The following is a 23,210-nucleotide window of genomic DNA, read 5'->3' on the forward strand; positions in this document are numbered from 1 at the left end:
GCTACTCTTCCCCTCGCAAAGCGGTTTACTTTTTCCACCAAGTATCATAAATGGTTGCTGGTAGCTGACGCTTATGTTCCGTTTTCTTATATCGTTCCTCTAAAGCTGCTGCAATTTGTGTATCAATTTTCTTACCTTCCAAATAATCGTCAATTTGGTCGTACGTCATCCCTAGTGCTTGTTCATCAGGAAGTCCTGGTTGATCATCCTCAAGGTCCGCTGTCGGCTCCTTCGTATAAAGATGTTCCGGAGCACCTAGTTCTTTTAGAATTTGCTTACCTTGACGTTTCGTTAATCCAAATAAAGGAGTTAAATCAGCTGCGCCATCACCAAATTTAGTATAGAAACCAGTAACAGCCTCAGCAGAATGATCCGTTCCGATCACAAGAAGACCAAAGTGCGCTCCTAAATCGTATTGTGCTTTCATACGCTCACGTGCTTTTGTGTTTCCTTTTAAAAAGTCAGAGATCGGTTCACCAACAACTTGTTTGAACGTTTCGGATGATGCATCCACTGCCGGCTTGATGTTTACCGTATGTGTTTTTGTTGGATTAATAAATTGAACGGCGTCACGCGCATCCGCCTCATCCTTCTGTTCTCCGTGTGGAAGTCTTACTGCGTGAAATTCAAAGGCATTAGATGTTTGCTCAGCGTTCAGCTCATCAATCGCTAATTGTGCAAGTTTACCTGCTAATGTGGAATCTTGACCTCCAGAAATCCCTAAAATATACCCTTTAGCGCCACTTTTCACTAGATAATCTTTCAAAAATTGCGTTCTTGTTCTAATCTCTTCTTTTGAGTCTACTGCTGGTTGTGTATGTAGAGCTTCAATAATAGATAGTTGCGTTTCATTCATGGGTAAACCCTCCTAAAAGTGTATAGTTTGTCTTTTCCCTAAAAAGAGATTCAATATGCTTCTATTTTCGCAGTAGCGTAATTAGTTGATCAAGCTGACCCTCTTGCTTTAAGATTTGTTCCTGCCACTCTCCAAATAAATCAAAATGCGGGAACTCGTCCCGAACGTGGATCCATTCCTTTTTCAGACCATATTTAGAGCCCCATTCAATCAATCGGTCTACATCGCAGCATGCCACTTTCGTAACCGTTGTACAATTAGGAAAGCGATCATCTAACCAATAATGAGTTAAAAAAGCAATTTCACCTGACTTTGCAGCTTGCTTCCAACGATTAAGCTGCGGTCGCTTAATTCCAAAGGCCATTACGAGTCCTCGTTCCATTTAATAGCTTCATATTTAGCAAACCATTCTGGAAATACCTTTTTAAATGCCGCTGGCTTAAACGTTTTCTTACTAACAATAATGTGAGTGGTTGATCCTTCTACACAGATGTCTCCATGTTGGTTTGTGATTACGTATTTGTACTCTGTACGGAGCCCGTCATTTTTTGAAACCCACGTTGTCACTGTGGCCTCATCTCCATAACGCACCGGTTTCTTATAGGTAGCTTGAACATCATACACAGGTGCATAATAGCCATGCTCTTCCATTTCTACATAACTATAACCGATATCTTCAATCAAGCCTTGTCTTCCGAGCTCAAAATACTTTAGGTAATTGGCATGATACACAACTCCCATCATATCCGTGTCGGCATATAAGAGTTGAATCGTACGTTTGCTTTTAAATTCCACAAAAATGTCTCCTTTGTTCCTTCTACATCAGCATTTGTTTGGTTAATTATAACATAATCCGTTTTGTGCACAACGAATAGTGATTAGACTGACCTTCTCACATCTTCACTAATTATGGTTTGTAGCGTTTCAATATCAAGGTTCTTATGGTCAGAGAGTCTGAGCGCTTGCTGTTGCACAATTTGTTCAAACAACTGGTCAACATACCTTCCGTTCGCAGGATGTCCCTCATCAGGTATCACGTCTCGCAATGCTTCTTTTGCATCAGGTACGAATTCGTATCCAACTGTAATTGCTTGATTTATAATCATCTCCACAAGTTCTTCCTTACTATAGTTTTCAAAGGCAATATGTTTTCGAAAGCGTGAACGAAGCCCCGGATTTGCGGATAACAATCGATCAATCTCTTTTTCATACCCTGATAAAATGACAACCAGATTCTCATCGTGAACAGTCATCGCTTCGACAAGAGCAGTGATTGCTTCTTGTCCGTAATCTGTTGATGAACCTTGGATAAGCGAATAAGCCTCGTCAATAAATAACACTCCTCCGAGCGCATCCTTGATCACTTCTTTTGTTTTTAATGCTGTTTGACCCGCATAACCAGACACAAGATCTGCACGTCCTACTTGCAGCAGATGGCCTCGTTTTAACAAACCTAATTCTTTTAATGCTCGCGAATATATCGCCGCAACGGTTGTTTTGCCAGTACCAGGCGAACCACTGAACGTTGTATGAAGCTGAACTGGCATTGAATAGAGCCCTCGTTCTCGTCTTACTTGTTGAACCTCGGCATAGGCAGTTAATTGCTTTATTTCATTTTTTACGTTCTTCATTCCAATTAATTGATCCAACTGATTTAAAGCCGATAGCCCATCTTCATTCTTTTGTTTTTTAAAATGCTCTGCCTTGAGCTGAGTAAAATCCGGGGCTGTTCCTTGTTCTTCTACCGTCGCCCCTTTTTCAAAAATAGCCTTGTAAACTAAGTTTTGAACGGTTCGTGCGTTCCCAAATGTTGCATCTACTTTTGCTTCTTCTATTTGTTCTTTAAGAGAAACAAGAGCCGATTCCGTTAGAATAAAATCATTATCTATTGCCATACGTTCTGCAATATCCAGTAGCTCACTGGATGTATAATCCCTTAAGTGTAGATGGTTTTGTTCAGGAAACCTACTTCTGAGCCCAGGATTTGAGCGTAGAAACGTACGCATTTCTTCTGGATAACCAGCTAAGACAACCGCAAAGGTACCTGCATATTGACCGCTCGTCATTGCAGATACAAGTGTGTCTATAACCGTTTGACCATAATCATTTCCTGATGTATCTGCTCTTTTTAAACTATAGGCTTCGTCTATAAAAAGAACACCACCAGATGCACGTTCAATGGCTTTTAATGTCAGCTCTTCAGTTTGACCTACATAACCCGCGACTAATTGTGAGCGGTCTACCTCATATACACTTTCTTGCTTTAGTAAACCGAGTTCATAGTAAATACGAGCGAGTAGACGCGCAATGGTTGTTTTGCCTGTACCTGGGTTTCCGGTTAGAATCATATTCAAATTGATTCCTTCCTTCATTCGGTATCCTTCTATTTCACGCTTTTTCTGATAGGATAAAAATTGATAAAGCTTATGTACACGTTCTTTAATCTCAGACAGACCAATCATTTTTGAAAGTTTACGTAGGGCCGTATCCTCTTGTTCTTCACCTGTAATATTCTTTAATACGTCTTGCCACTGTTTTTGAATTGACTTTATTTCCTCAACGGCTTGTTTTAATTCTTTAAATTGCGAAGCAGAATAATACACTCCATCTAATGAATGAGCATACGCCTCGGTTGCTTTGGATATACGTAAAAAAGGCTCTTCAAACTGTTTAAATGTATCCCATAGCAAATCAATATGCTGATAATGTGAGCTATTTGCTTCTTCCTTTAATTCTGTTAATGAATGGATCTGCTCTTCTAATGGCTCTTTTGCACGAAAATACTGTTCAGCTAGTTGATAGTAACGCTTTGCTGATTCCTTTTTAGCTGTCCCATGATCTGTTTCACGTATAGCAGGAAATTCTAAAGGAATGGCCGCATGAACAAATTGATCAATAATCAATTCCGCTTGTAGAAATTGAGCCATATGACTAGATTGATCATAAGATTTTGCTTCTTTCACCCATGTGGCTAGTAAGGAATCCACCATATTCAGCCGCTTATATCTAGCAAGAGCTAACAGGATCAAACCATCCGCATAAGACGTTGGAGATTGTTCCTTTAATTCTTTCTCCCACTGAGTGAGATGACGCCAAAGTTTTGTTTCATCTACTTCATGTTTTCCTGATTTAATGTCTTCAACCCAGTCCTTTAATTCTTCTAGCGATTCAATGGATTGTTGCATCTGATCCTCTCCTCGAACGATAACTCGTGTGTCTACCTATCTATTCAAACTATATCAGAACTGTTTTTATTCCAAAAGAAAAAGGAGCTCCCCCGTGTGTTAAATGGAAAACATCCACCCCGAATAATGGGATGGATGTCGCATACCTAGCCTTTTGGAGGTATATAGTCAGGTTTTTGATTTGATTTTGTATTCATTTTCTTCCCGTTATTTGAACTTGACTCACGGGGCTGAGTACCTAAATGATCTGGGCGAAATTGTCTGCCTTCTTGATTTGGTTTGGTCATCTATCTGACACCTCCTATTGGTCTAACCATAGGATTTCCTAGACGTCTCCTTTTATCCAAAACAAAAATTAATCATCAGAGTCTTTTCGTCTATTTTTAAGAAGATCTTCAAGTGCATCTAAAATTTCATCTTTTGAGAGATTAGATGCTTCGTTTGATTTTTTCTTATCTTTATTTGGTGTCTGATTCAGATCCTCAGACTCGTTAGAAGATACGTAGTTAGTTAAATCCTCTTCCTTTTTTACTTCCGGTAATATAGGCGTCTCTTGTTCACTCTGAGTTAAGTGCTTAGGCTCAGGTACTTCATAATAGTCACCCTCAACCGTTGTTACATAATTCTGCCTGCGTCTTGTTTCTTTATCAAGCAAGCTATAGACAACTGGGATGACAAATAGCGTTAACAACGTTCCACTAATTAATCCTCCAATAATCGCAATCGCCATTGGTTGTTGGAATTCGGACCCTTCACCAATCGCAAGAGATAAAGGAACCATTCCAAGGATCGTCGTGGCAGATGTCATAACAATTGGCCTCGTACGAAGCTGAACAGATTCAATTAAAGCCTGGTACGTAGACATTCCCTTTTCCTTCATTTGGTTTACAAAGTCAAGCATGACAATACCGTTGTTTACAACAATACCAAGCAAAATAATCAATCCGATAAACGTTGTGATCCCGATTGCCGTTTGAGTGACCACTAGGGCAATGGATAACCCAATGACAACAAGCGGCACTGTAAACATAATGATAAATGGAAGCTTTAATGATTCAAACTGTGCAGCCATAATTAAATAGATAAAGATGGCAGCTAGGACAATCGCTAAAATCATACTATTGATTGAATCATCCAGTATTTCCTGTTCCCCGCCATACGTAAATGTTGTTGCTTCATCAAGTTCAATGTCATCTACGATCGTATCCACTGCAGAGCGGATGGCGCTAAGATTACTTGCTTCTGTATATGTGACAGTAAATTCAACTGCACCTTCTTGATTTAATCGTTGTATAGATGCAGGACTCATACCCTCTTCAATAGAAGCCACTTCATTTAGAGTAATGAATTCACCTTCAGCATTACGAATGGTAAGATTTTCGAGTTCCTCTGTGCTTTCTGTTGATTCAGGTGCTAGGCGAACCAGGACTTCAAGGAATTGATCTTGCTCTTCAATAACTGTGGCTATTTCTCCTCTTGTTGCTGTGTTTACCTGCTGTGCGATTTCAGATGGCGTTAATCCATTTGTACGAGCTGCTTCTTCATCAATCGTAAGAAGAATTTCAGGTACTTGTTCTTCAATACTTAGTTCAATATCACGAACCAATCGTTCATCATTTAATTCAGCTTGTAATTCATCAGCCTGTTCATAAAGTCTTTCTTGATTTGAATCGGTTAACGTAAACTGTAGCGTGTTTGCTTCTCCTCCAAATGCAGCAGAAGCTGTATATGCTCTAATTTCAGCATTGGAATCCGCACGCTCTATTTCACGTTCTATAGACTCTAAAAAGGCAGCCGTGCTTTGATTTCGATCATCTGGATCGACCATAGATACCGTAATCTCAGCCGTATAGCTTGAATTACTTCCGCCCATCATCTGATTGTCACCAGACCCGGCAGTACTTACATAATTATCAATCTCTCGATACCCATCTAAAATCTCTTCTATTGATTCAACCGTTTCTTGCGTTCGTTCTAAACTCGTACCAGGTTCTAACTCAATATCTACAAAAAACGTACCTTGGTCACTATCAGGGATAAGCTCCGTTCCAACCGTGGTTAAACCAAATATTCCTGCAACTAAAAGAATAAACGTGATAGCAAGCACTGTGAATCGATGTTTTAGCGACCAAATCGTTGACTGTCTCAACCCTTCCATCACTCTAGATGTTCGGCGCTTAGACTCTGTTTCTTCATTTGGTTTCTTAAGTAATCGGCTTGCAAGCATCGGTACAACCGTTAATGCGACAAGAAGAGAGGCTATTAAACTAAACGAAACCGTGTACGCTAGCTCTTTGAATAAATCACCTACAATTCCACTGATAAACACAATCGGTAAGAAAACAGAAACAGTTGTTAGCGTAGAGGCGATAATTGCTCCACTTACTTCTTTTGTACCGTCGAACGCTGCTTGCCTTGGTTCCTTTTTCATAGAAAGATGACGGTAAATGTTTTCAATAACAACGATCGCATTATCGACTAACATCCCGATCCCAAGCGCAAGACCGCCTAAGCTCATAATGTTAAGTCCGATATCAGCGAAAAACATGAATCCAAACGTAACGATAACCGAAAAAGGTATGGCGATTCCTACAATAAAAGGAGTTTTAAGGTTGCGCAAGAAGAATAACAAAACAACCATAGCCAATAATCCACCATAGATCATAGCACTCGTCACACTATTAATAGAGGCAGATATAAAATCTCCTTCATCATAGAGAATTGCTGCTTCAAGATCCTCATATTCTGAGTCAAGTAACAATTCTTCTAGCTGCTCATTCACAGCATTTGAAATCTGTACGGTGTTTGCTCCAGATTCTGGCATGATACTTAGTTGAATCGCTTCCTGTTGATTGGATCGTGTAAGCACTTCTTGATCTTCAAGTGCTACTCTAACCTCTGCAACGTCCGTTAATGTCAGTTCGTCACCTGTAGGGTTCACTCCAACAACTAGTTCTTCTAATTCTTCGACGTTTGAGAGCTCTTTTACAACTCTTGTTGTTAAACTCAAATCATCTCGTTTCACCGTTCCACCAGGAAGTGAAATATCACTGCCTTGAATAGCTGAGACGATCTCACCTTGACTCAATCCTGCTTCTTCTAATGATTCGGGATCAAGGTCCACTTGTATTTCTTCTGACAAGCTACCACTTTCTCCAACACTTGCTACACCTGGAATTCGAATAAGTTCATCTTCAAGATCAGATACCTTATCTTGAAAATCAACCAGATCCTGATTTGATGTAACAGCCATTTGAATTAAGGGCATCATGGATGGATCAAATTTTACAAAACTTGGTTCATTTGCGTCAGAGGGGAGATTCGCACCCCGTAAAGTATTAATAATATCAAGTTCTACATCTTCAATATTAGTTGACCAGTCAAACTCTAGAATAATCATGGAAGTGCCTTCCATGGAATTAGAGGTCATGTTTTTTAAACCTGAGGTTGTTGATAACTGTTGTTCGAGGGGGATTGTCACCGTATCTTCTATTTCGTTCGGGTTCACATCGCTGTAACTCGTAATAACGGCGGCTACAGGAGGGTTAATTTCCGGAAATAATTGAAGCGGCAACCTCGTTAATGCCACTATACCGATGATAATAAACAGGACCATTCCTACTAATGTAAAAATAGGCCTTCGGATCGAGAAATTGATCATATAAGCTTAGCCTCCATCTTCCATTTTTATGTATTCTCTATGTACCTAGTCCAACTATACATACATTCCCTTCTTTTTAAAACTAAAAACCCCTCTATACCATATGAATAAAGATAAACAAAAAAAGAACAGTCCGATAACCAGACTGTTCTTACATTCAATTTAATTAAGCTAGCTTACTGCGAAGTACCATCGGAAGAATACCACCATGACGATAGTAGTCTACGTCAACTTCACTATCAAAACGAACAAGTGCTTCAAACGTTGTTACAGCACCATCTTCAGCAGTAGCTGTTACAGTTACATGCTCACGTGGCTTCACATCGTTTGTAATATCAACACTAATTGCTTCTCTTCCAGTTAACCCTAGAGATTCAGCGTTGTCTCCATCTTTAAATTGCAATGGAAGCACACCCATTAACACAAGGTTACTACGGTGGATACGCTCATAGCTCTCTGCGATTACAGTTTTAATTCCAAGAAGGTTTGTTCCTTTTGCTGCCCAGTCTCGTGAGCTTCCCATCCCGTAGTCTTTTCCTGCAAGGATAGCAAGTCCAGTTTGAGATTCTTTATATTTCATTGCTGCATCGTAAATTGGCATCACTTCTTCAGTTGGCCAGAAAGTTGTAAATCCACCTTCAGTACCAGGTGCTACTTCGTTACGAATACGAATGTTAGCGAACGTTCCACGCATCATTACTTCGTGGTGACCGCGTCTTGAACCGTATGAGTTGAAATCACGCGGTTCAACGCCTTTATCCATTAGGTATTTACCTGCTGGTGTTGTTTTACCAATGGCTCCCGCTGGTGAAATGTGGTCGGTTGTTACAGAGTCACCAAACTTACAGATTACACGAAGATCAGAAAGAGAGTGAATATCTTGAGGCTCTTGTGTTAATCCTTCAAAGTAAGGAGGATCTGCAATATAAGTTGAATCCTCATCCCATTTGTATAGAGAGTCATCCGTTGTTTCGATTTCATTCCAACGCTGGTTCGCAGTAAATACATCCGCGTATTGTTGTTTAAATAGCTCTGGAGTTACTGTTTGAGCTACAACTTGCTTCACTTCTTCTGTAGAAGGCCAAATATCTTTGAAGAATACATCATTTCCATCTTGGTCTTTTCCAAGTGGATCATTCTTCAAGTCAACATCAACCGTACCTGCTAATGCATAAGCTACAACTAGAGGCGGAGAAGCAAGATAGTTTGCTTTCACAAGTGGGTGAATACGTCCTTCAAAGTTACGGTTACCCGAAAGAACAGATGTAACAGTTAAGTCATTTGAAGAAATAGCCTCTTCCACTTCAAGTTCAAGTGGTCCAGAGTTACCAATACATGTTGTACAGCCGTATCCAACATTATTGAATCCAAGAGTGTCCATATACGATTGAAGTCCTGCTTTTGCAAGATATCCTGTTACAACCTTTGAACCTGGTGCAAGAGATGTTTTCACATACTCAGGAACTGTTAATCCAAGTTCTACAGCCTTTTTCGCAACAAGACCAGCACCAAGCATTACATATGGGTTGGAAGTGTTTGTACAACTTGTAATCGCTGCAATGGCAATTGCACCCGTTTTCATCGTTGCTTGACGTCCATCCTTATACTGTACATCAACGACTTTATCGAATTCTTTTTTGTCGAGACCAAGTCCTTGTGTACCAGACGGAGCAACAACTGCTTTTTTAAATTGTGACTGCATATCTGTCAGTTTAATCAAATCTTGAGGACGCTTTGGACCTGAAAGATTTGCTTCAATTTCAGAAAGATCAATCTCCACAATATCTGTGTATGTTGGGTCAGCTGTTTCACCCGGTACATAAAATAGGCCGTTTGCTTTGTTATAATCTTCAACAAGTTGAATTTGTTTCTCATCACGACCTGTAAGTCTCATATAGCTAAGAGCTTCCGTATCAACTGGGAAGAACCCACATGTTGCACCGTACTCAGGAGCCATATTTGAAATCGTTGCGCGATCAGCTAGAGGCATTTCAGAAAGTCCCGGTCCAAAGAATTCAACAAACTTTCCTACAACCTTTTTCTCACGAAGAACCTGAGTAACCTTCAACGCAATATCAGTAGCTGTCGTACCGCTTGGAAGATTTCCAACAAATTTAACCCCTACAACTTCAGGCACAGGGAAGTATGATGGCTGTCCAAGCATTCCTGCTTCAGCCTCAATTCCACCTACACCCCAACCTAGTACGCCGATACCATTAATCATTGTTGTGTGGGAGTCTGTTCCAACAAGAGTATCTGGGAACGCAATCGTATCTTCGCCTTGCTTAACAGCTTGTACAACGTTTGCAAGATATTCTAAGTTCACTTGGTGAACAATTCCCGTTGCAGGTGGAACCGCTTGATAATTATCAAACGCTTTTTTCGCCCAATTTAAGAATTCGTAACGTTCTTCGTTACGTTCAAATTCAAGATTCATATTAAATGCTAATGAGTCATCTGTTCCAAATTTATCAACTTGAACAGAGTGGTCAATGACTAGATCAACTGGAATTTCCGGGTTAATCACTGCTGGATCCCCGCCCAGTTTCGACATAGCTTGTCTAAGTGCAGCTAAGTCTACAACTGCAGGTACTCCCGTGAAATCCTGAAGAATCACTCGAGCAGGTTTAAATGGAACATCAATTTCTTTTTGACCTGACGATCCCCATTGCGCTAAGTTTTCAACATGCTCTTTTTTAATCACATAGTCGTCATATTGACGTAGTACGGATTCAAGGAGCACTCTCACTGAAAAAGGTAGCTTGCTAATTTCTCCAAGACCAGCCTTCTCTAGGGCTTCAAGTGCATAATAGTGGTAGGTTTCTCCCCCGCTTTGAAAGGAAGAACGTGCATTAAAAACATCGTTACTTTTTGACATGTTAAACCCTCCTTCTCCAAACTATCTTACCTTAGATCGACAATATTGTCTAAATGTGTGACTTTTTTAGAAAGCGCTTTAATATGTATTCGTTCGCTCCCCCTAAATAGAATAGCAAAAAAAGGTCAGATTAGAAACCATTTTTCGCGTAAATACTAAAATGAAAACATTAAACATTTAAACTTTAGGAGGGTTATGATGACAGAGCGCCATAATGCGAAAGACATTCGAAGCAATGCAGTTAAGGGACAACGAGGTGGACAGCCCGAGCCATTAAGTGGATCGAAAAAAGTTAAGAAAGCGAATCATGTGAACCAAACGAATGGCGAAGGGTAAAAAGCACCTTAATTAGGCGCTAGATACAGTCCGTTTTTTATGGCATTGCATATACTGTACTATCCATGTAAGAAGGAGGTGCTTTATATGGGTTATGAAAACGGAAGTGGTTTCGCGCTAATCGTTGTGCTTTTTATTCTTCTAGTGATTGTTGGTGCTAGCTGGTTATAAAATGCTCACATACGTAAATAGATGCAGAGGGTACGCGAATCGCGCACCCTCTGTTTGACGTTATGACCAATTAGGTTCATATGTATAAATGGTAATACCGTGATGCTTCGCTTTCCCACGAAAATTCGACAGATCCTGAGCTTTCATTAATTCTTGTCTAAATGTGAGGAAATCCTCTTTCTCAATTTTTAGTTCTTGAATTGTACCAGTCCTTAGTTCCTCTAAATGTGAGGCGGCTTGCTCATTTGTCATTGTCTCCACCTGTTTCTATGTTATTCTAATAGTAACTTTATCTTAGTAGAGGAAGTGAGCCTATGCAACTATCATATTATGTAAACGCTTCTGTTTCAGCGAAAGAGGTAGCTGAGGTATTTGAATCATCTGGCATTAAGCGGCCGACCTCAGATCTTGCAAGAATCCAGCAAATGATTGAAGCAGCCCCCCTCCTCATTTCTGTTCGAGATGGTGATAAACTTGTGGGTATTGCTCGTTCTTTAACTGACTTTTGTTACTGTTGTTATCTCTCGGATCTAGCCGTACATAAAGAGTATCAATCTGCAGGAATTGGTCGTGAGCTTATCGAACTAACTAAAAAAGAGATTGGTGAATTGTGTAGTCTCGTTTTATTATCAGCACCCGAAGCGATGGAGTATTATCCTAGAGTCGGATTAACGTCTGCTCATCACGCATTTTATTCTCCACGTCAGAAGTAATTAAATTTGCAAAGAAAGGTTGATGGACCAGCATGTCAGATTGGTTTATGTGGTTTATAATCTTTTGGACTCTTTTTCTTATAACAATTATGTTTATCGGTGGATACTTCATGTTTCGTAAATTCCTGAAGCGTTTACCTAAGGAAGACGGTAAATCAATCCTCGATTGGCAAGATTACTATATTGATAAAGCGCTTCCTCTGTGGGATGAGCCACAAAAACAGTTGTTAAATGAGCTTGTTGAGCCTGTACCTGAGTTATTTAGGGATATTGCAAAAGGAAAAATTGCCGGGAAGATTAGTCAACTTGCTTTAGAAGAAAATGCCACTTCCATTACGGAACCGCATATGATTCGAGGATATATACTAGCCACACCAAAGCGGGATCACAAATTCCTTATTAAAACATTACAAAAAAAACAAATTGATATGACGCCGTATCAACATTTACTGGAGCAGTCCTCATAACACTCTAAAACAGCTAACAATTTTACACGGTTTGTTCGTTATTTATTCATTGTCAAATCGGTTGATTATTAGTACCCTTAATTGTAGTTTAGTAGAGAAGGGACGTCTGACATGGTGAAGCATTCCTTACATGAAATTATAGAAATGAAACGCCAACAGCTACTCGTGGCGTCTCGATCGAATGGCTTAAGTTCATCAAATGTGTTGAAAATTAGTCAAGAACTAGACAAGCTTCTTAACCAATATGATAAAGAAAGCAAACGCACCCCATTCCATTCAAGATGAGGTGCGTTTGTTTATGTTACGATAGGCCCGTACCCTTTTGAAGCTCATACATTTTTTTGTAGAGGCCATTCATTTGTAGAAGCTGATGATGAGTACCTTGTTCAACACATTCTCCTTGATGAAGAACAAGGATGTGATTGGCGTCTTTAATGGTTGATAGACGATGAGCAATTGCAATGGTTGTTCGATTTTCTTGCATCTTTCGAAGTGCGGCTTGTATGACTTCTTCAGTCTCTGTATCAATATTCGCGGTTGCTTCATCCATAATTAGAATACTTGGATTGTGCGCCATTGTCCTCGCAAAGGAAATAAGCTGCCTTTGTCCACCTGACAGTGTTGACCCTCTTTCGGCCACTTCAGTTTCCCATGTGTCAGGCAAAGCCTCAATAAACTCTCTAGCCCCAACAAGTTCTGCCGCACCTATTGCTGCCTCTTTAGATACGTTTGGACGATTCAAGGTAATATTTGATGAAATTGTTCCGCTATATAGATATGAATCTTGCAAAACTAATCCTAGTTTTGATCTAAGTTCTTGGTTCGAATAGGAAGACAAGGGCTGACCATCTATATAGATTGATCCTTTTTCAAGCTCATAAAATCTCATAAGAAGATTAACAATTGAACTTTTACCACTCCCGCTATGCCCCACCAAGGCTAACGTTTCTCCCATGTTTACCTTAAACGAAATATTCTTTAATACATCGGTTTCCTTATCATATGAGAATGTCACATCTCTAAACTCAATGCTTGCATGGCTCTCCTCACTTCCACTGATTGTTTGTCTTTTAGAGGGTGCGTATTCGTTGTGATCCATTAACGTGAAAACACGTCCAGCAGAAACGATTGCCTGCTGATACATTGAAAGACGCATCATGATTTGATTAACTGGTTCAAAAAAACGATCCAGATAGTTAACAAATGCATAAACCACTCCAATCTCAACGGTTGTCTGGAACGATTGAACACCAAAGAATCCAAGCACAATGACTAATGCTAAAATGGCCAGAATGTCCACCATTGGTCGAAGAAGAAGTCCATCTACCTTCATTGCTTTTAGCCCAGCTGAGGCATGCTTCTCATTCACATCGTTAAATTCTTTTCTTAGCCTGCTCTCTTGCCTAAACATCTGAACAATCGCCATACCCTGGATTGATTCATTCATCTTCCCATTTAATTGACTAAGCCTGCCGCTTAACTCAGCATAGAACTTTGCACTCATTGAACGGTATAACTTCATCAGTAATAAGATCAACGGTAAAAAAATGAGGCAGTAGAAAGCCAGTGTTGCATTTAAATAAAACATAGCAATAAATGTGCCAATTAAAAATAAAAAATTTTGAACAAAAACAGCTAGTACGCTCATATAAAGTTCTTTAATAGACTCTGTGTCATTAGTGATTCGCGATATAAGTCCTCCTGCGGGCGTACGATCAAAAAAGGATAACCCTAATTTTTGAACATTTTCAAAGACATCCAGTCTCAGTCTTTGAATAATCGTTAAGGCCACTTCTTGGAACATTAATCCTTGGATGTAGGAAGCAATAACTCCTCCAATATGTAAGACAATATAAACGATGGCTAGTGTTAATAAGGGTGTAACAGGAAAATCACCAACTGTTAAGTAATCATCAATAAATATTTTAACAAGGATTGGACCAAGCAACTCAGCGGCTGTCCCTATTCCAAGTAAGGTTAATGCACAAATGATTTTCACACGATGCGGTTTCGTATAGCGTAGCAACCTGTATAAAAGCTGTTTCTGATCTCTACTACTCAGAACTCGGTCTTCGTGTTTCATGCATCCCTCCCTCCTTTCTCCACCACGTACTCAAGCTGCTGTTGATTGTACATGTTAAAGTACCATCCGGAGACATTCATTAGCTCTTGGTGTGTCCCACACTCAACAACTTCCCCATTATTTAATACTAAGATTAAGTCTGCATGATGGATGGCACTTAATCGGTGAGCCGTAATAATATTTGTACTATTTTTACGATGAGACTTTAATTGTTTTAAGATTTCTTCCTCTGTAGCTGCATCAACCGCTGATAAAGCGTCATCCATCATCAGAACATTCGGGTCAGAAAGGAGCGCCCGGGCAATAGAAATTCGTTGTTTCTGCCCACCTGACAATGTGACTCCGCGCTCTCCAACTAATGTGTCATATCCATCTTTGAATCCAAGAATATCTTTATGTACATCAGCTAACTGACAGGCTTTTATTACTTCACTTATAGATGCCTTCGGATTAGCAAAAGCGACATTGTCTGCAATGCTTGCTGAAAATAAAAAGTGATCCTGTGGAACCGTTCCATACATCTCTTTCACTCGTTTGATCCGCCACTTAGGTAGTGGAACACCCTCAATATTGATCTGACCTTCTGTCACATCGTATTCCCTTTGTAGCAAACGTAGTAAGGTTGTCTTCCCACTACCCGTTTTTCCAACAATACCAATAGTTTGGCCTTTCTTGATATGTAAATAAATGTTTTTTAACGCAGCAGAGGACGAACCTGGATATTGAAAATGTTTAATCTGAACATCAATGTCGCCATTGGCTGGATAGTCCTGTGCATCTGGTTCTTCATGAAAGGTTTCTTTTTCGGCAAGCAATAAACGAATACGATCGTACGAAGCTCGACCACGTTCAACTGTATTAAAAAACATCCCTAAAGCAAGCATTGGCCAAATTAACAGAGATAAGTAAACAGTAAAGCTTGTTAGTTCACCAATCGTTAATGTTCCATTAACAACAGCCCTCGCACCAAATACGATGGCGAGAAAATAACAAACCCCTACGATTAATGAAATCGTTGGTGAAAATAATGCGTCAATTCTTGCTACCTTTATGTTTTTAACGACGACATCCATTGACTTGTCTTTAAATACGTTCGTTTCTGCCTGTTCTTGCCCAAATGCTTTTGTTACTCTCACACCACTTATTGCACCTTGCACATTATCATTTAATTCAGAAAACGATTGTTGTGCAGCGCGGAATCGTTTATGTAATAACCCACCATAATAATTTGTAAGTAGAGCCATAAAAGGCATAGGAGCTAATGTAATCAGTGTTAGCTTCCAATCAATTGCAATAGCCATCGTTAAAACAACCACCCCACCCATTGTGAGCGAGTCAACAATTGTCAAAACACCTTGGCCAGCTGTCATTTGCACAGCTCTGACGTCATTTGTTGCATGTGCCATTAAGTCTCCCGTTTTGAATCGTTGATAAAATCGACTTGACATATTGGTAAAGTGTTCGTATAACTGATTGCGAATGGTTCTAGCAAGCCGAATGGAAGCACCAAAAATCATAATTCGCCAAACGTATCTTAGTCCGTAGGTAATGACTCCCACAGAAACTAACAGTACAATCCATTGCGTAAGAGAAGACCGAGTTAGCGTTGATTCATTCACCCCATCAACAATTTGACCAATAATATAAGGAGGAACAAGAACAAATAAAGACACAACGATTAAGACAAAAATCCCAAGTACATATGCTCTTTTCTCTTCTTTAAAGAACCACCATAAATCTTTGTAAACCCGCACGTAATCCTCCCTACTAACGCAGAAAACACCTCATTAAGAGGTGCTTGCATCATTTATTTGGTTTGCTGCTTCTGCATAGCTTTCATCATTTGATTAATCTTTTTCTGTGATGGGTTTTGTCCCATTTGCATCATCATTACACGTAGCATTTGTTCATTGATAGGCGGGTTCTTTTTCAAGTAAGACATCATTGTTTTACGAGCAACAAAGAATCCGATAGCTAGTCCAGCAAGAACAGCTACTGTATAACCAATAATATGAATCCACATTTCGGTGAACGTCCTCCTTCAAACTAAATCAAACGACGGAATCGCTCCGTACATCCTCATCTATTATATCTCAAGTTGGAACGCTTTTAAAGGAAAGGTTTTCAAATAGAATGGCTATTTTGGAAGGCCTGTACTTTTTTTATCGGACCTAGCCATCCGAACCGCTTTTGACCTACGTTCACGGCAAAAAAATACGTATTTAACTCCTTCAGTCTCTCAAACAAACGTGTCTCTATCTCCATTTTACCAAAAGCTAAAAGAAGGAGGTGTTGATCTCTTACTTTCACATCGATCCAGCTTCCCGATGAACGATGCTCCATCCGAAAGGTGGATAAATCCAAACGTTCACTATTCAAATAATAGTCTTCTTGCATGAGGATCGTTGATACATCCTTTATGGGAACTGGTTTCGTAATAAACTCTACTTGTTTTGTAAGCAAGGGCTTTAACGTGTGATCTGCCGTAAAACGTTCACAAAATAAATTAAAAAGCTTAATTTCCTGCCCATAGTACCGATTCACGATCGCTTCATCTAGCAGATATAATTGATAGCTTCTCAACTTGTCCCCTCCTCTTTTATACAGTATGTGAGCTTAGTATACATAACTCGTATTAAAAAGGCTGTTTCTTACTGTCGAAGATTTGGTCGATGCTTGTCATATAAAAAAGAGGCAGTCATCAATGACTACCTCTTTACTATTATTGAAGCAGAGCTTTCGCCTTAGCTACAACATTTTCTACAGTGAAACCATATTCAGCAAGAATTTCGGATCCTTTACCAGATGCACCAAAACGATCAATGGCAAGAATATCCCCTTCATCACCTACATAACGATCCCAACCAAGTGAAGCTCCAACTTCAATACCTAAGCGTGCTTTGATATGTTTAGGAATAACACTTTGTTTGTACTCTTTAGATTGGGCTTCAAAACGATCCCAACTTGGCATACTTACAACACTTACACGGATGCCATCTTTCTCAAGCTCTTTTTTCGCTTCAACAGCAAGACCTACCTCAGAACCTGACGCAAGAAGAAGAACTTGTGCTTCACCTTCAGCTTGATCAACCACATACGCACCCTTTTTCGTACCTTCGTACGCAAGCTCAGCTGTTCCTTCTAGTGTAGGAAGGTTTTGACGACTAAGCACAAGAGCTGTAGGCTGATCTTTTGATTCAAGAGCTAGTTTCCATGCAGCAGTTGCTTCATTTCCATCAGCAGGACGAATGATTGACAGATTCGGCATTGCTCTAAGTGCAGCCAGCTGTTCAACTGGTTCATGAGTCGGACCATCTTCTCCAACAGCAATACTGTCATGAGTGAACACATACGTCACAGGAAGACCCATTAAAGCAGCTAAACGAATAGCCGGACGTAGATAATCAGAGAACACAAAGAATGTTCCGCCAAATACTTTTAGCCCACCGTGTAGTGCCATACCATTTAAAGCAGCACCCATAGCAAATTCACGAACGCCAAACCAGATGTTACGGCCATCATATTGATCACGGCTGAAGTTATCTTGTCCTTTTAAAGTCGTGTTGTTTGATCCAGCTAAGTCAGCTGATCCACCAAATAATTGAGGAATGTGTTTAGCAAAAGCATTTAATGCTTGGCCGGCAGAAGCACGGCTTGCCACACTTGTACCAACTTCATGAACCGGAGCCTCTTGATCCCAGCCTTCAGGAAGTTCTCCAGCCATTGCAAGCTTAAATTCTTTAGCAAGCTCTGGATACGCAGCTTCATATTGATCAAACAGTTGATTCCATTCTTTCTCTTTATCAGCGCCCTCTTCTACTACACGAGCAAACAGTTCTGCTGCTTCACTCGGAATATAGAAGTCACCTTCGTAATCCCAAGCATACGCCTCTTTTGTTAATTTAACTTCATCCGCACCAAGTGGTGAACCGTGAGAAGCTGATTTACCAGATTTGTTAGGTGAACCAAAACCAATTGTTGTTTTCACTTCAATTAATGTTGGACGGTCATCTGTTTTAGCAAGCTCAATTGCATTTGAGATTTCTGTTACATCGTTACCATCTTCTACACGAATGACTTGCCAACCGTATGCTTTATAACGATCTTCAACACTTTCTGAGAAAGAATGGTGCAGATCGCCATCTAATGAAATATCATTTGAATCATAAAGCACAACTAAACGTCCTAATTTAAGGTGTCCAGCTAGTGAAGCTGCCTCAGCAGAAATACCTTCCATTAAATCTCCATCTCCACAAATACTATATGTGAAATGGTCTACAACTGAAAAGTTATCTTTGTTATATGTAGCTGCAAGATGTCTTTCAGCCATTGCCATACCAACAGCCATTGCCACACCTTGTCCAAGTGGACCAGTAGTCGCTTCAACGCCAGGTGTGTGACCGAATTCAGGGTGTCCAGGTGTACGGCTTCCTAATTGTCTAAACTGTTGAAGGTCATCAAGACTTAAATCGTATCCTGTTAGATGTAACAAGCTATATAAGAGCATAGAACCATGACCTGCGGAAAGCACAAAACGGTCGCGGTTGCTCCACTCTGGGTTACTAGGATTATGATTCATAAACTTAGTCCATAAGGCAAAAGCCATTGGTGCAGCACCCATTGGCATTCCCGGGTGGCCAGAGTTCGCTTTTTCTACACTATCAATCGACAATGTACGAATGGTGTTAATTGCAACTATTTCTGCATTTGTAGACATATGTATGTTCATCCTCCTGTAAAACTTCAATTTTATTTCTCACTCATCATATACAATTCCCGACAATTTCACAAGGTCAGACGACTATGATTATTTGTAAAAAAGACTACTTTTTAAAGTAGTCTTTAATGAGTATGACCATTAAAACGTTTTTTACTTTCTTTTAGTGCATCTGGTGTTACATCTGTTCCTTCTTCGTCAACAACCTTGACGGAATGAAGTTGATTTTTAAACGATGCACGGAACCCTTTAAGATATTGTGCCCGTAGTTCTTTTTGTTCTTTCGCTTCAGATAGTGTCAAGCCGCTATCTTTGGCTTTTTTAGCAAGTTGATTAATCCGATTCAATTTATCTTGATGTAGCATGATAAACACTCACTTTCTAGAAAACAGTTCGTTTGATCAAAATGTTATCATGTAAGATAAAAACCTTCAACTTGACTGCTCAGAGTTTAGCTCTTAGCATTTGCTTCTATATTTTTTTCTTTCATATACTCTTGATACCGACGATGCACAGTTGCTTTCGATAAATTATAGCCAAGCCCTTTTAATGTTGCAGAAATATCATAAAAAGCTAGCCCTCTTTCTCTTAAACGAATAATTTCTTGTAACGGAACATCCAATCGATCTCTTCCGCCTCCGCCTAAGCTCGAAAAATTCTGTTCAGGATGGTAGCCATCTGCCATCGCTCTCTTCATCCCTCTTCGAATCTTTAAATTATGAAGCTTTCTTTGATATTCCTCAACAATTGAAACAATACTAAGTACCATTTCATCAGCCTCAGATAATTGTAGTTGTTCGTGATCCTGCAAGGTGAAGATGTGTATGCCAAATTTCTTTAATTGATACAAAAGCGCCATTCGGGCATGACCTCTAGCAAGTCTTGTTTCATCTTGTATTAATAAAATATCAAACGCTTTTTCTTTCGCTAGATCAAGAATCGTTAACATTTCTTCTCGATCAATTTCGTATCCACTTGCTTTCTCTTTAATCGAATGAACAAGTGTCCATCTTTTTTCTTCTACCATCGCCGTAAGCTCTTGCTCTTGTCTTTCAAGTGATGTTTGCTGTTCTTCCTTTTCTGTACTTACTCTACTATAAATAATGACCCTATTTGTCGGTTTTTCCATCACTTTTTACTCCATTACTAAATTTATATGCATAATCGACATTTGCTGGTGGTACTGTCTCTACAACATTATCATATTGTTCTTCAACGCGATCAACAATTTGCTGATCAACCTGTTCGTTTGGAAGTAAAATGGTTATATACATAAGGCCCAATGTAATGATGGCTGCTCCAAGTAAAAAGAATTCCTGTCCTGTCCATTTCTTACTCATATCGCTCACCTCTAATAGAATGTTTGTTCGCCTTTTATAATAAAGGGAACATTCGTTTGTGTCAACTGTATTTTCAGAACTTATGTTTGCGTTACATATGTTCGTATGGTAGGATTTAAATACAAAGGAAACGTAAGAGGAGTGTAATAGAATGACAAAGCTTTCTAAACGTCAAGAAGAAATTCTTGGATTTATAAAAGTAGAAGTCCGTAAAAAAGGATACCCACCTTCTGTACGTGAAATTGGCGAAGCAGTCGGTCTTGCATCAAGTTCTACAGTTCATGGACACTTATCAAGACTTGAGAAAAAAGGCTATATCCGTCGTGACCCTACTAAACCTAGAGCAATCGAAGTGCTAGATTTAGAAGATATTGTAGGAGCTAGTGAAAATCCTAAGCGTCAAGCAAGCTATGCACCTATTATTGGTAAAGTAACCGCAGGTCTTCCTATTACAGCGATTGAAAGTATTGAAGATTATTTACCTCTTCCAGAGCACATGACAGCGGATGACAATACATATGTGCTAGTTATTGAAGGGGAAAGTATGATAGAAGCTGGGATTTATGATGGTGACATGGTTATTGTCAGACAACAGCAGACAGCTAATAACGGAGATATTATTGTTGCGATGACAGATGAAAACGAAGCAACGGTTAAGCGATTCTTTAAGGAGAAAGACCGAATTCGACTTCAACCAGAAAATGCATCAATGGAACCGATTATTCTATCCTCCGTTACGATTTTAGGTAAAGTTATTGGTGTCTTTCGGACGATTCATTAATTTTTCTTTACACACGCTGACCTTTTCGTCAGCGTGTTTTTTTATATTTGACTCTTTTTTAAACCTTACCAAATTCGGTACGTGAAATTTTAATGTTGTTTATCCCTTCTAAAAGAACAATTTATCGTCTTAAATGATTCTTTTAAAAACAAGTAGCCAGATTCTCCATTTGGAGAACCTGGCTACTTGTTTAGTATTGCACACCTTACCCTTTTACACCTGTTAATGCAATTCCCTCTATGATTTGTCGTTGGGCGAATACGTAAATGACGAGAACCGGAATAACCGAAATCGTTGCTCCAGCCATCATAAGTGGCCAGTTTGTTACGTAAAGTCCTTTAAACGTTGCTAGTAGTAACGGTACCGTATATAAATCCTGGTCACTTAAAAAGACTAGCGGCTGGATAAAGTTATTCCAAATCCCGATAAACGAGAAAATTCCGAATGCTGCTAGAGCTGGTCTTACAAGTGGCAGAATGATTTTCCAATAGATATATAGCGGGTTTGCTCCATCCATAACCGCCGCTTCTTCCATTTCTTTTGGAATACCCATAATAAATTGTCTGAGCAAGAACACGCCAAATGCATTAAATAGAGCGTTCGGTACTAAGATTGATAGGTGGCTGTTTACCCAGCCGATGTTATCCATAATGATATATAAAGGAATCAGTGTTACTTGCATCGGAACCATCATAGTTGCTAGAAATGCGACAAACAAAAAGCGTGAGCCAGGAAATTTAATCTTTGCGAATGCATATGCAGCCATTGAACATGTGAGCAACTGGCTAAAAACAACAACAAATGAAATATAGAAACTATTAAAATAAGCCCGGCCAAACGGCATAGCACTTAATGAATCTGTAATATTGCTCCACATGAATGGATCTGGAATCCAAACTGGTGGTACGGCAAAGATTTGTTCAAATGACTTCAAACTACTCAGTGCCATCCAAATAAATGGGCCGGCCATCACAAGTGATCCGATAATTAAGGCAAAGTGAAGGGCGATTTGAGATGGTCGTATCTTTGATTTATTATGATGACGCACTTGTTTAGGTGGTTGTTGTTCGATTGTTGTTTTACCTTCCTCCATCTTCATAGTGCACCCACTTTCTTGAAACTGAGAATTGAATCAACGTGAACATTAAAATAATCGCAAATAATACCATGGCTGATGCTGTACTTGGACCAAAGGCCGTTCGTCCAAAGGCCGTTTCATAAATATGATAAACAAGTGTATAACTAGCTTTACCTGGCCCACCTTGAGTCATGACATAGGCTTGGTCGAATACTTGAAAGGAGCCAATCACAGACATAATGGCGACAAAAAATGTTGTTGGTGAGAGTAGTGGAAACGTAATATGCAAGAACTTTTGAATAGAAGAAGCTCCATCAATATCAGCTGCTTCGTAATAACTTCGTGAGATTCCTTGCAGCCCTGCTAAGAAAATGACCATATTTGTTCCAAGGCCCCACCAAATACTCAAACCGGCAATTGATGGTAGAACTAAATTCCGGTCTGTAAGCCAATTTGGGCCATCAATGCCGATCATCGCGAGCAGCTGATTAATGAGTCCGATGTCTCCATTTAATAACCACATCCAGATCACACCGATTGAAACGGAGCTTGTCACTACTGGCATAAAGAAAAAGACACGGTAAACGGTTTTCCCTTTTACTTTATTTAAGGCAAGCGCAACTAAAAGAGCCGCCGCTATTCCAACTGGTATGACTAGGACTGAATAATAGGCTGTATTTACAAGTGCCGTAATAAAGTTATCATCTTTGAATTGACTGATATAGTTGGCAAAGCCTACAAACTCTCGCTCTCCGAATCCATCCCATTTCATAAAGCTTAAACCAAAGGCAAACCCTAAAGGAAGAATCGAAAAGGCAAGCATTCCAATGAGCTGTGGAGCAATAAAGAAATAACCCCACCATTTGCGTTTAGAATCATTCATCAGTGGTTCCTCCTTATCTATGAATCATGCAAAAAGGAGTCAGAGTACCTACTGACTCCTC

24 protein-coding genes are annotated in these 23,210 nt (G+C 39.7%); 6 read left to right on the top strand and 18 right to left on the bottom strand.

The features are described 5' to 3' along the window. Positions 1 to 25: 25 nt before the first annotated feature. From nadE to acnA, 7 genes are all read right to left on the bottom strand, one after another. Positions 26 to 856, bottom strand: coding sequence for an ammonia-dependent NAD(+) synthetase (nadE, locus tag NSQ54_10945; protein ID WYP24855.1), 831 nt, complete (start codon positions 854 to 856; stop codon positions 26 to 28). 61 nt (positions 857 to 917) lie between these two features. Then, entirely contained in the window at positions 918 to 1,220 is a 303-nt protein-coding gene (locus NSQ54_10950; protein WYP24856.1) for a hypothetical protein, read from the bottom strand. Further along, entirely contained in the window at positions 1,220 to 1,600 is a 381-nt protein-coding gene (locus NSQ54_10955; GenBank protein ID WYP28538.1) for a thioesterase family protein, read from the bottom strand. The genes NSQ54_10950 and NSQ54_10955 overlap by 1 nt, the downstream gene beginning before the upstream one ends. Positions 1,601 to 1,734: 134 nt before the next feature. After that, entirely contained in the window at positions 1,735 to 4,041 is a 2,307-nt protein-coding gene (locus tag NSQ54_10960) for an AAA family ATPase (protein ID WYP24857.1), read from the bottom strand. A 146-nt stretch (positions 4,042 to 4,187) separates the two neighbouring features. Further along, a complete protein-coding gene (locus tag NSQ54_10965; protein WYP24858.1) occupies positions 4,188 to 4,328 on the bottom strand; it encodes an acid-soluble spore protein N in 141 nt (46 codons plus the stop codon). A gap of 68 nt (positions 4,329 to 4,396) precedes the next feature. Next, entirely contained in the window at positions 4,397 to 7,702 is a 3,306-nt protein-coding gene (locus NSQ54_10970; protein ID WYP24859.1) for an efflux RND transporter permease subunit, read from the bottom strand. A 166-nt stretch (positions 7,703 to 7,868) separates the two neighbouring features. Next, positions 7,869 to 10,580: an aconitate hydratase AcnA gene (acnA, locus tag NSQ54_10975; GenBank protein ID WYP24860.1), complete on the bottom strand. Its 2,712-nt coding sequence runs from the start codon at positions 10,578 to 10,580 to the stop codon at positions 7,869 to 7,871. Positions 10,581 to 10,778: 198 nt separating this feature from the next. Between acnA and NSQ54_10980 the strand changes: the two genes are divergently transcribed. Both NSQ54_10980 and NSQ54_10985 read left to right on the top strand, forming a co-directional pair. Continuing rightward, entirely contained in the window at positions 10,779 to 10,916 is a 138-nt protein-coding gene (locus tag NSQ54_10980) for a small acid-soluble spore protein P (protein WYP24861.1), read from the top strand. Between the two features lie 87 nt (positions 10,917 to 11,003). Next, the gene (locus NSQ54_10985; GenBank protein ID WYP28539.1) at positions 11,004 to 11,087 is read left to right on the top strand and encodes a YjcZ family sporulation protein; all 84 of its coding nucleotides are present in this window, start codon (positions 11,004 to 11,006) and stop codon (positions 11,085 to 11,087) included. Between the two features lie 60 nt (positions 11,088 to 11,147). On the opposite strand, the gene NSQ54_10990 is transcribed toward NSQ54_10985, so the two are convergent. Further along, the gene (locus tag NSQ54_10990) at positions 11,148 to 11,339 is read right to left on the bottom strand and encodes a hypothetical protein (GenBank protein WYP24862.1); all 192 of its coding nucleotides are present in this window, start codon (positions 11,337 to 11,339) and stop codon (positions 11,148 to 11,150) included. 62 nt (positions 11,340 to 11,401) lie between these two features. Here NSQ54_10990 and NSQ54_10995 point away from each other — a divergent pair, with 62 nt between their 5' ends. The 3 genes from NSQ54_10995 to NSQ54_11005 all read left to right on the top strand — a co-directional run bounded on the left by NSQ54_10995 (position 11,402) and on the right by NSQ54_11005 (position 12,552). Continuing rightward, entirely contained in the window at positions 11,402 to 11,800 is a 399-nt protein-coding gene (locus tag NSQ54_10995; GenBank protein ID WYP24863.1) for a GNAT family N-acetyltransferase, read from the top strand. A gap of 32 nt (positions 11,801 to 11,832) precedes the next feature. Further along, positions 11,833 to 12,267 carry a DUF2621 domain-containing protein gene (locus NSQ54_11000; protein ID WYP24864.1) on the top strand — a complete coding sequence of 145 codons (435 nt, stop codon included), beginning with the start codon at positions 11,833 to 11,835 and terminating at the stop codon, positions 12,265 to 12,267. Between the two features lie 111 nt (positions 12,268 to 12,378). Continuing rightward, positions 12,379 to 12,552: an aspartyl-phosphate phosphatase Spo0E family protein gene (locus tag NSQ54_11005; protein ID WYP24865.1), complete on the top strand. Its 174-nt coding sequence runs from the start codon at positions 12,379 to 12,381 to the stop codon at positions 12,550 to 12,552. Between the two features lie 16 nt (positions 12,553 to 12,568). On the opposite strand, the gene NSQ54_11010 is transcribed toward NSQ54_11005, so the two are convergent. The 8 genes from NSQ54_11010 to NSQ54_11045 all read right to left on the bottom strand — a co-directional run bounded on the left by NSQ54_11010 (position 12,569) and on the right by NSQ54_11045 (position 20,407). Further along, positions 12,569 to 14,350 carry an ABC transporter transmembrane domain-containing protein gene (locus NSQ54_11010; GenBank protein ID WYP24866.1) on the bottom strand — a complete coding sequence of 594 codons (1,782 nt, stop codon included), beginning with the start codon at positions 14,348 to 14,350 and terminating at the stop codon, positions 12,569 to 12,571. After that, entirely contained in the window at positions 14,347 to 16,104 is a 1,758-nt protein-coding gene (locus NSQ54_11015) for an ABC transporter transmembrane domain-containing protein (GenBank protein WYP24867.1), read from the bottom strand. The genes NSQ54_11010 and NSQ54_11015 overlap by 4 nt, the downstream gene beginning before the upstream one ends. A 53-nt stretch (positions 16,105 to 16,157) precedes the next feature. Further along, positions 16,158 to 16,373 (bottom strand): YneF family protein, encoded by a 216-nt coding sequence (locus tag NSQ54_11020; protein WYP24868.1) that lies wholly within the window; start codon positions 16,371 to 16,373, stop codon positions 16,158 to 16,160. Between the two features lie 101 nt (positions 16,374 to 16,474). Next, the gene (gene sirA / locus NSQ54_11025) at positions 16,475 to 16,933 is read right to left on the bottom strand and encodes a sporulation inhibitor of replication protein SirA (protein ID WYP24869.1); all 459 of its coding nucleotides are present in this window, start codon (positions 16,931 to 16,933) and stop codon (positions 16,475 to 16,477) included. Between the two features lie 139 nt (positions 16,934 to 17,072). After that, positions 17,073 to 19,067: a transketolase gene (gene tkt, locus NSQ54_11030; GenBank protein WYP24870.1), complete on the bottom strand. Its 1,995-nt coding sequence runs from the start codon at positions 19,065 to 19,067 to the stop codon at positions 17,073 to 17,075. A gap of 125 nt (positions 19,068 to 19,192) precedes the next feature. Beyond that, positions 19,193 to 19,432, bottom strand: a complete 240-nt coding sequence (locus tag NSQ54_11035; GenBank protein ID WYP24871.1) for a DUF896 domain-containing protein — start codon at positions 19,430 to 19,432, stop codon at positions 19,193 to 19,195. 86 nt (positions 19,433 to 19,518) lie between these two features. Further along, entirely contained in the window at positions 19,519 to 20,196 is a 678-nt protein-coding gene (locus NSQ54_11040; GenBank protein ID WYP24872.1) for a recombinase family protein, read from the bottom strand. Next, entirely contained in the window at positions 20,177 to 20,407 is a 231-nt protein-coding gene (locus NSQ54_11045; GenBank protein WYP24873.1) for a hypothetical protein, read from the bottom strand. Before NSQ54_11045 ends, NSQ54_11040 begins: the two co-directional genes overlap by 20 nt. A 151-nt stretch (positions 20,408 to 20,558) precedes the next feature. On the opposite strand from NSQ54_11045, the gene lexA reads away from it, so the two are divergent. Continuing rightward, entirely contained in the window at positions 20,559 to 21,188 is a 630-nt protein-coding gene (gene lexA, locus NSQ54_11050) for a transcriptional repressor LexA (protein WYP24874.1), read from the top strand. 205 nt (positions 21,189 to 21,393) lie between these two features. Here the strand turns inward: lexA and NSQ54_11055 are convergent, their stop codons facing one another. Together NSQ54_11055 and NSQ54_11060 are read right to left on the bottom strand one after the other, a co-directional pair. Then, complete coding sequence (locus tag NSQ54_11055; GenBank protein WYP28540.1) at positions 21,394 to 22,281, bottom strand: carbohydrate ABC transporter permease; 888 nt, start codon at positions 22,279 to 22,281, stop codon at positions 21,394 to 21,396. Further along, on the bottom strand, positions 22,268 to 23,149 hold the full coding sequence (locus tag NSQ54_11060; protein ID WYP24875.1) for a sugar ABC transporter permease: 882 nt from the start codon (positions 23,147 to 23,149) through the stop codon (positions 22,268 to 22,270). The genes NSQ54_11055 and NSQ54_11060 overlap by 14 nt, the downstream gene beginning before the upstream one ends. Between the last annotated feature and the right edge of the window lie 61 nt (positions 23,150 to 23,210).

The sequence above is a fragment of the Alkalihalobacillus sp. FSL W8-0930 genome, from assembly GCA_037965595.1.
In the GTDB taxonomy this organism is placed as follows: domain Bacteria; phylum Bacillota; class Bacilli; order Bacillales; family Bacillaceae_D; genus Alkalicoccobacillus.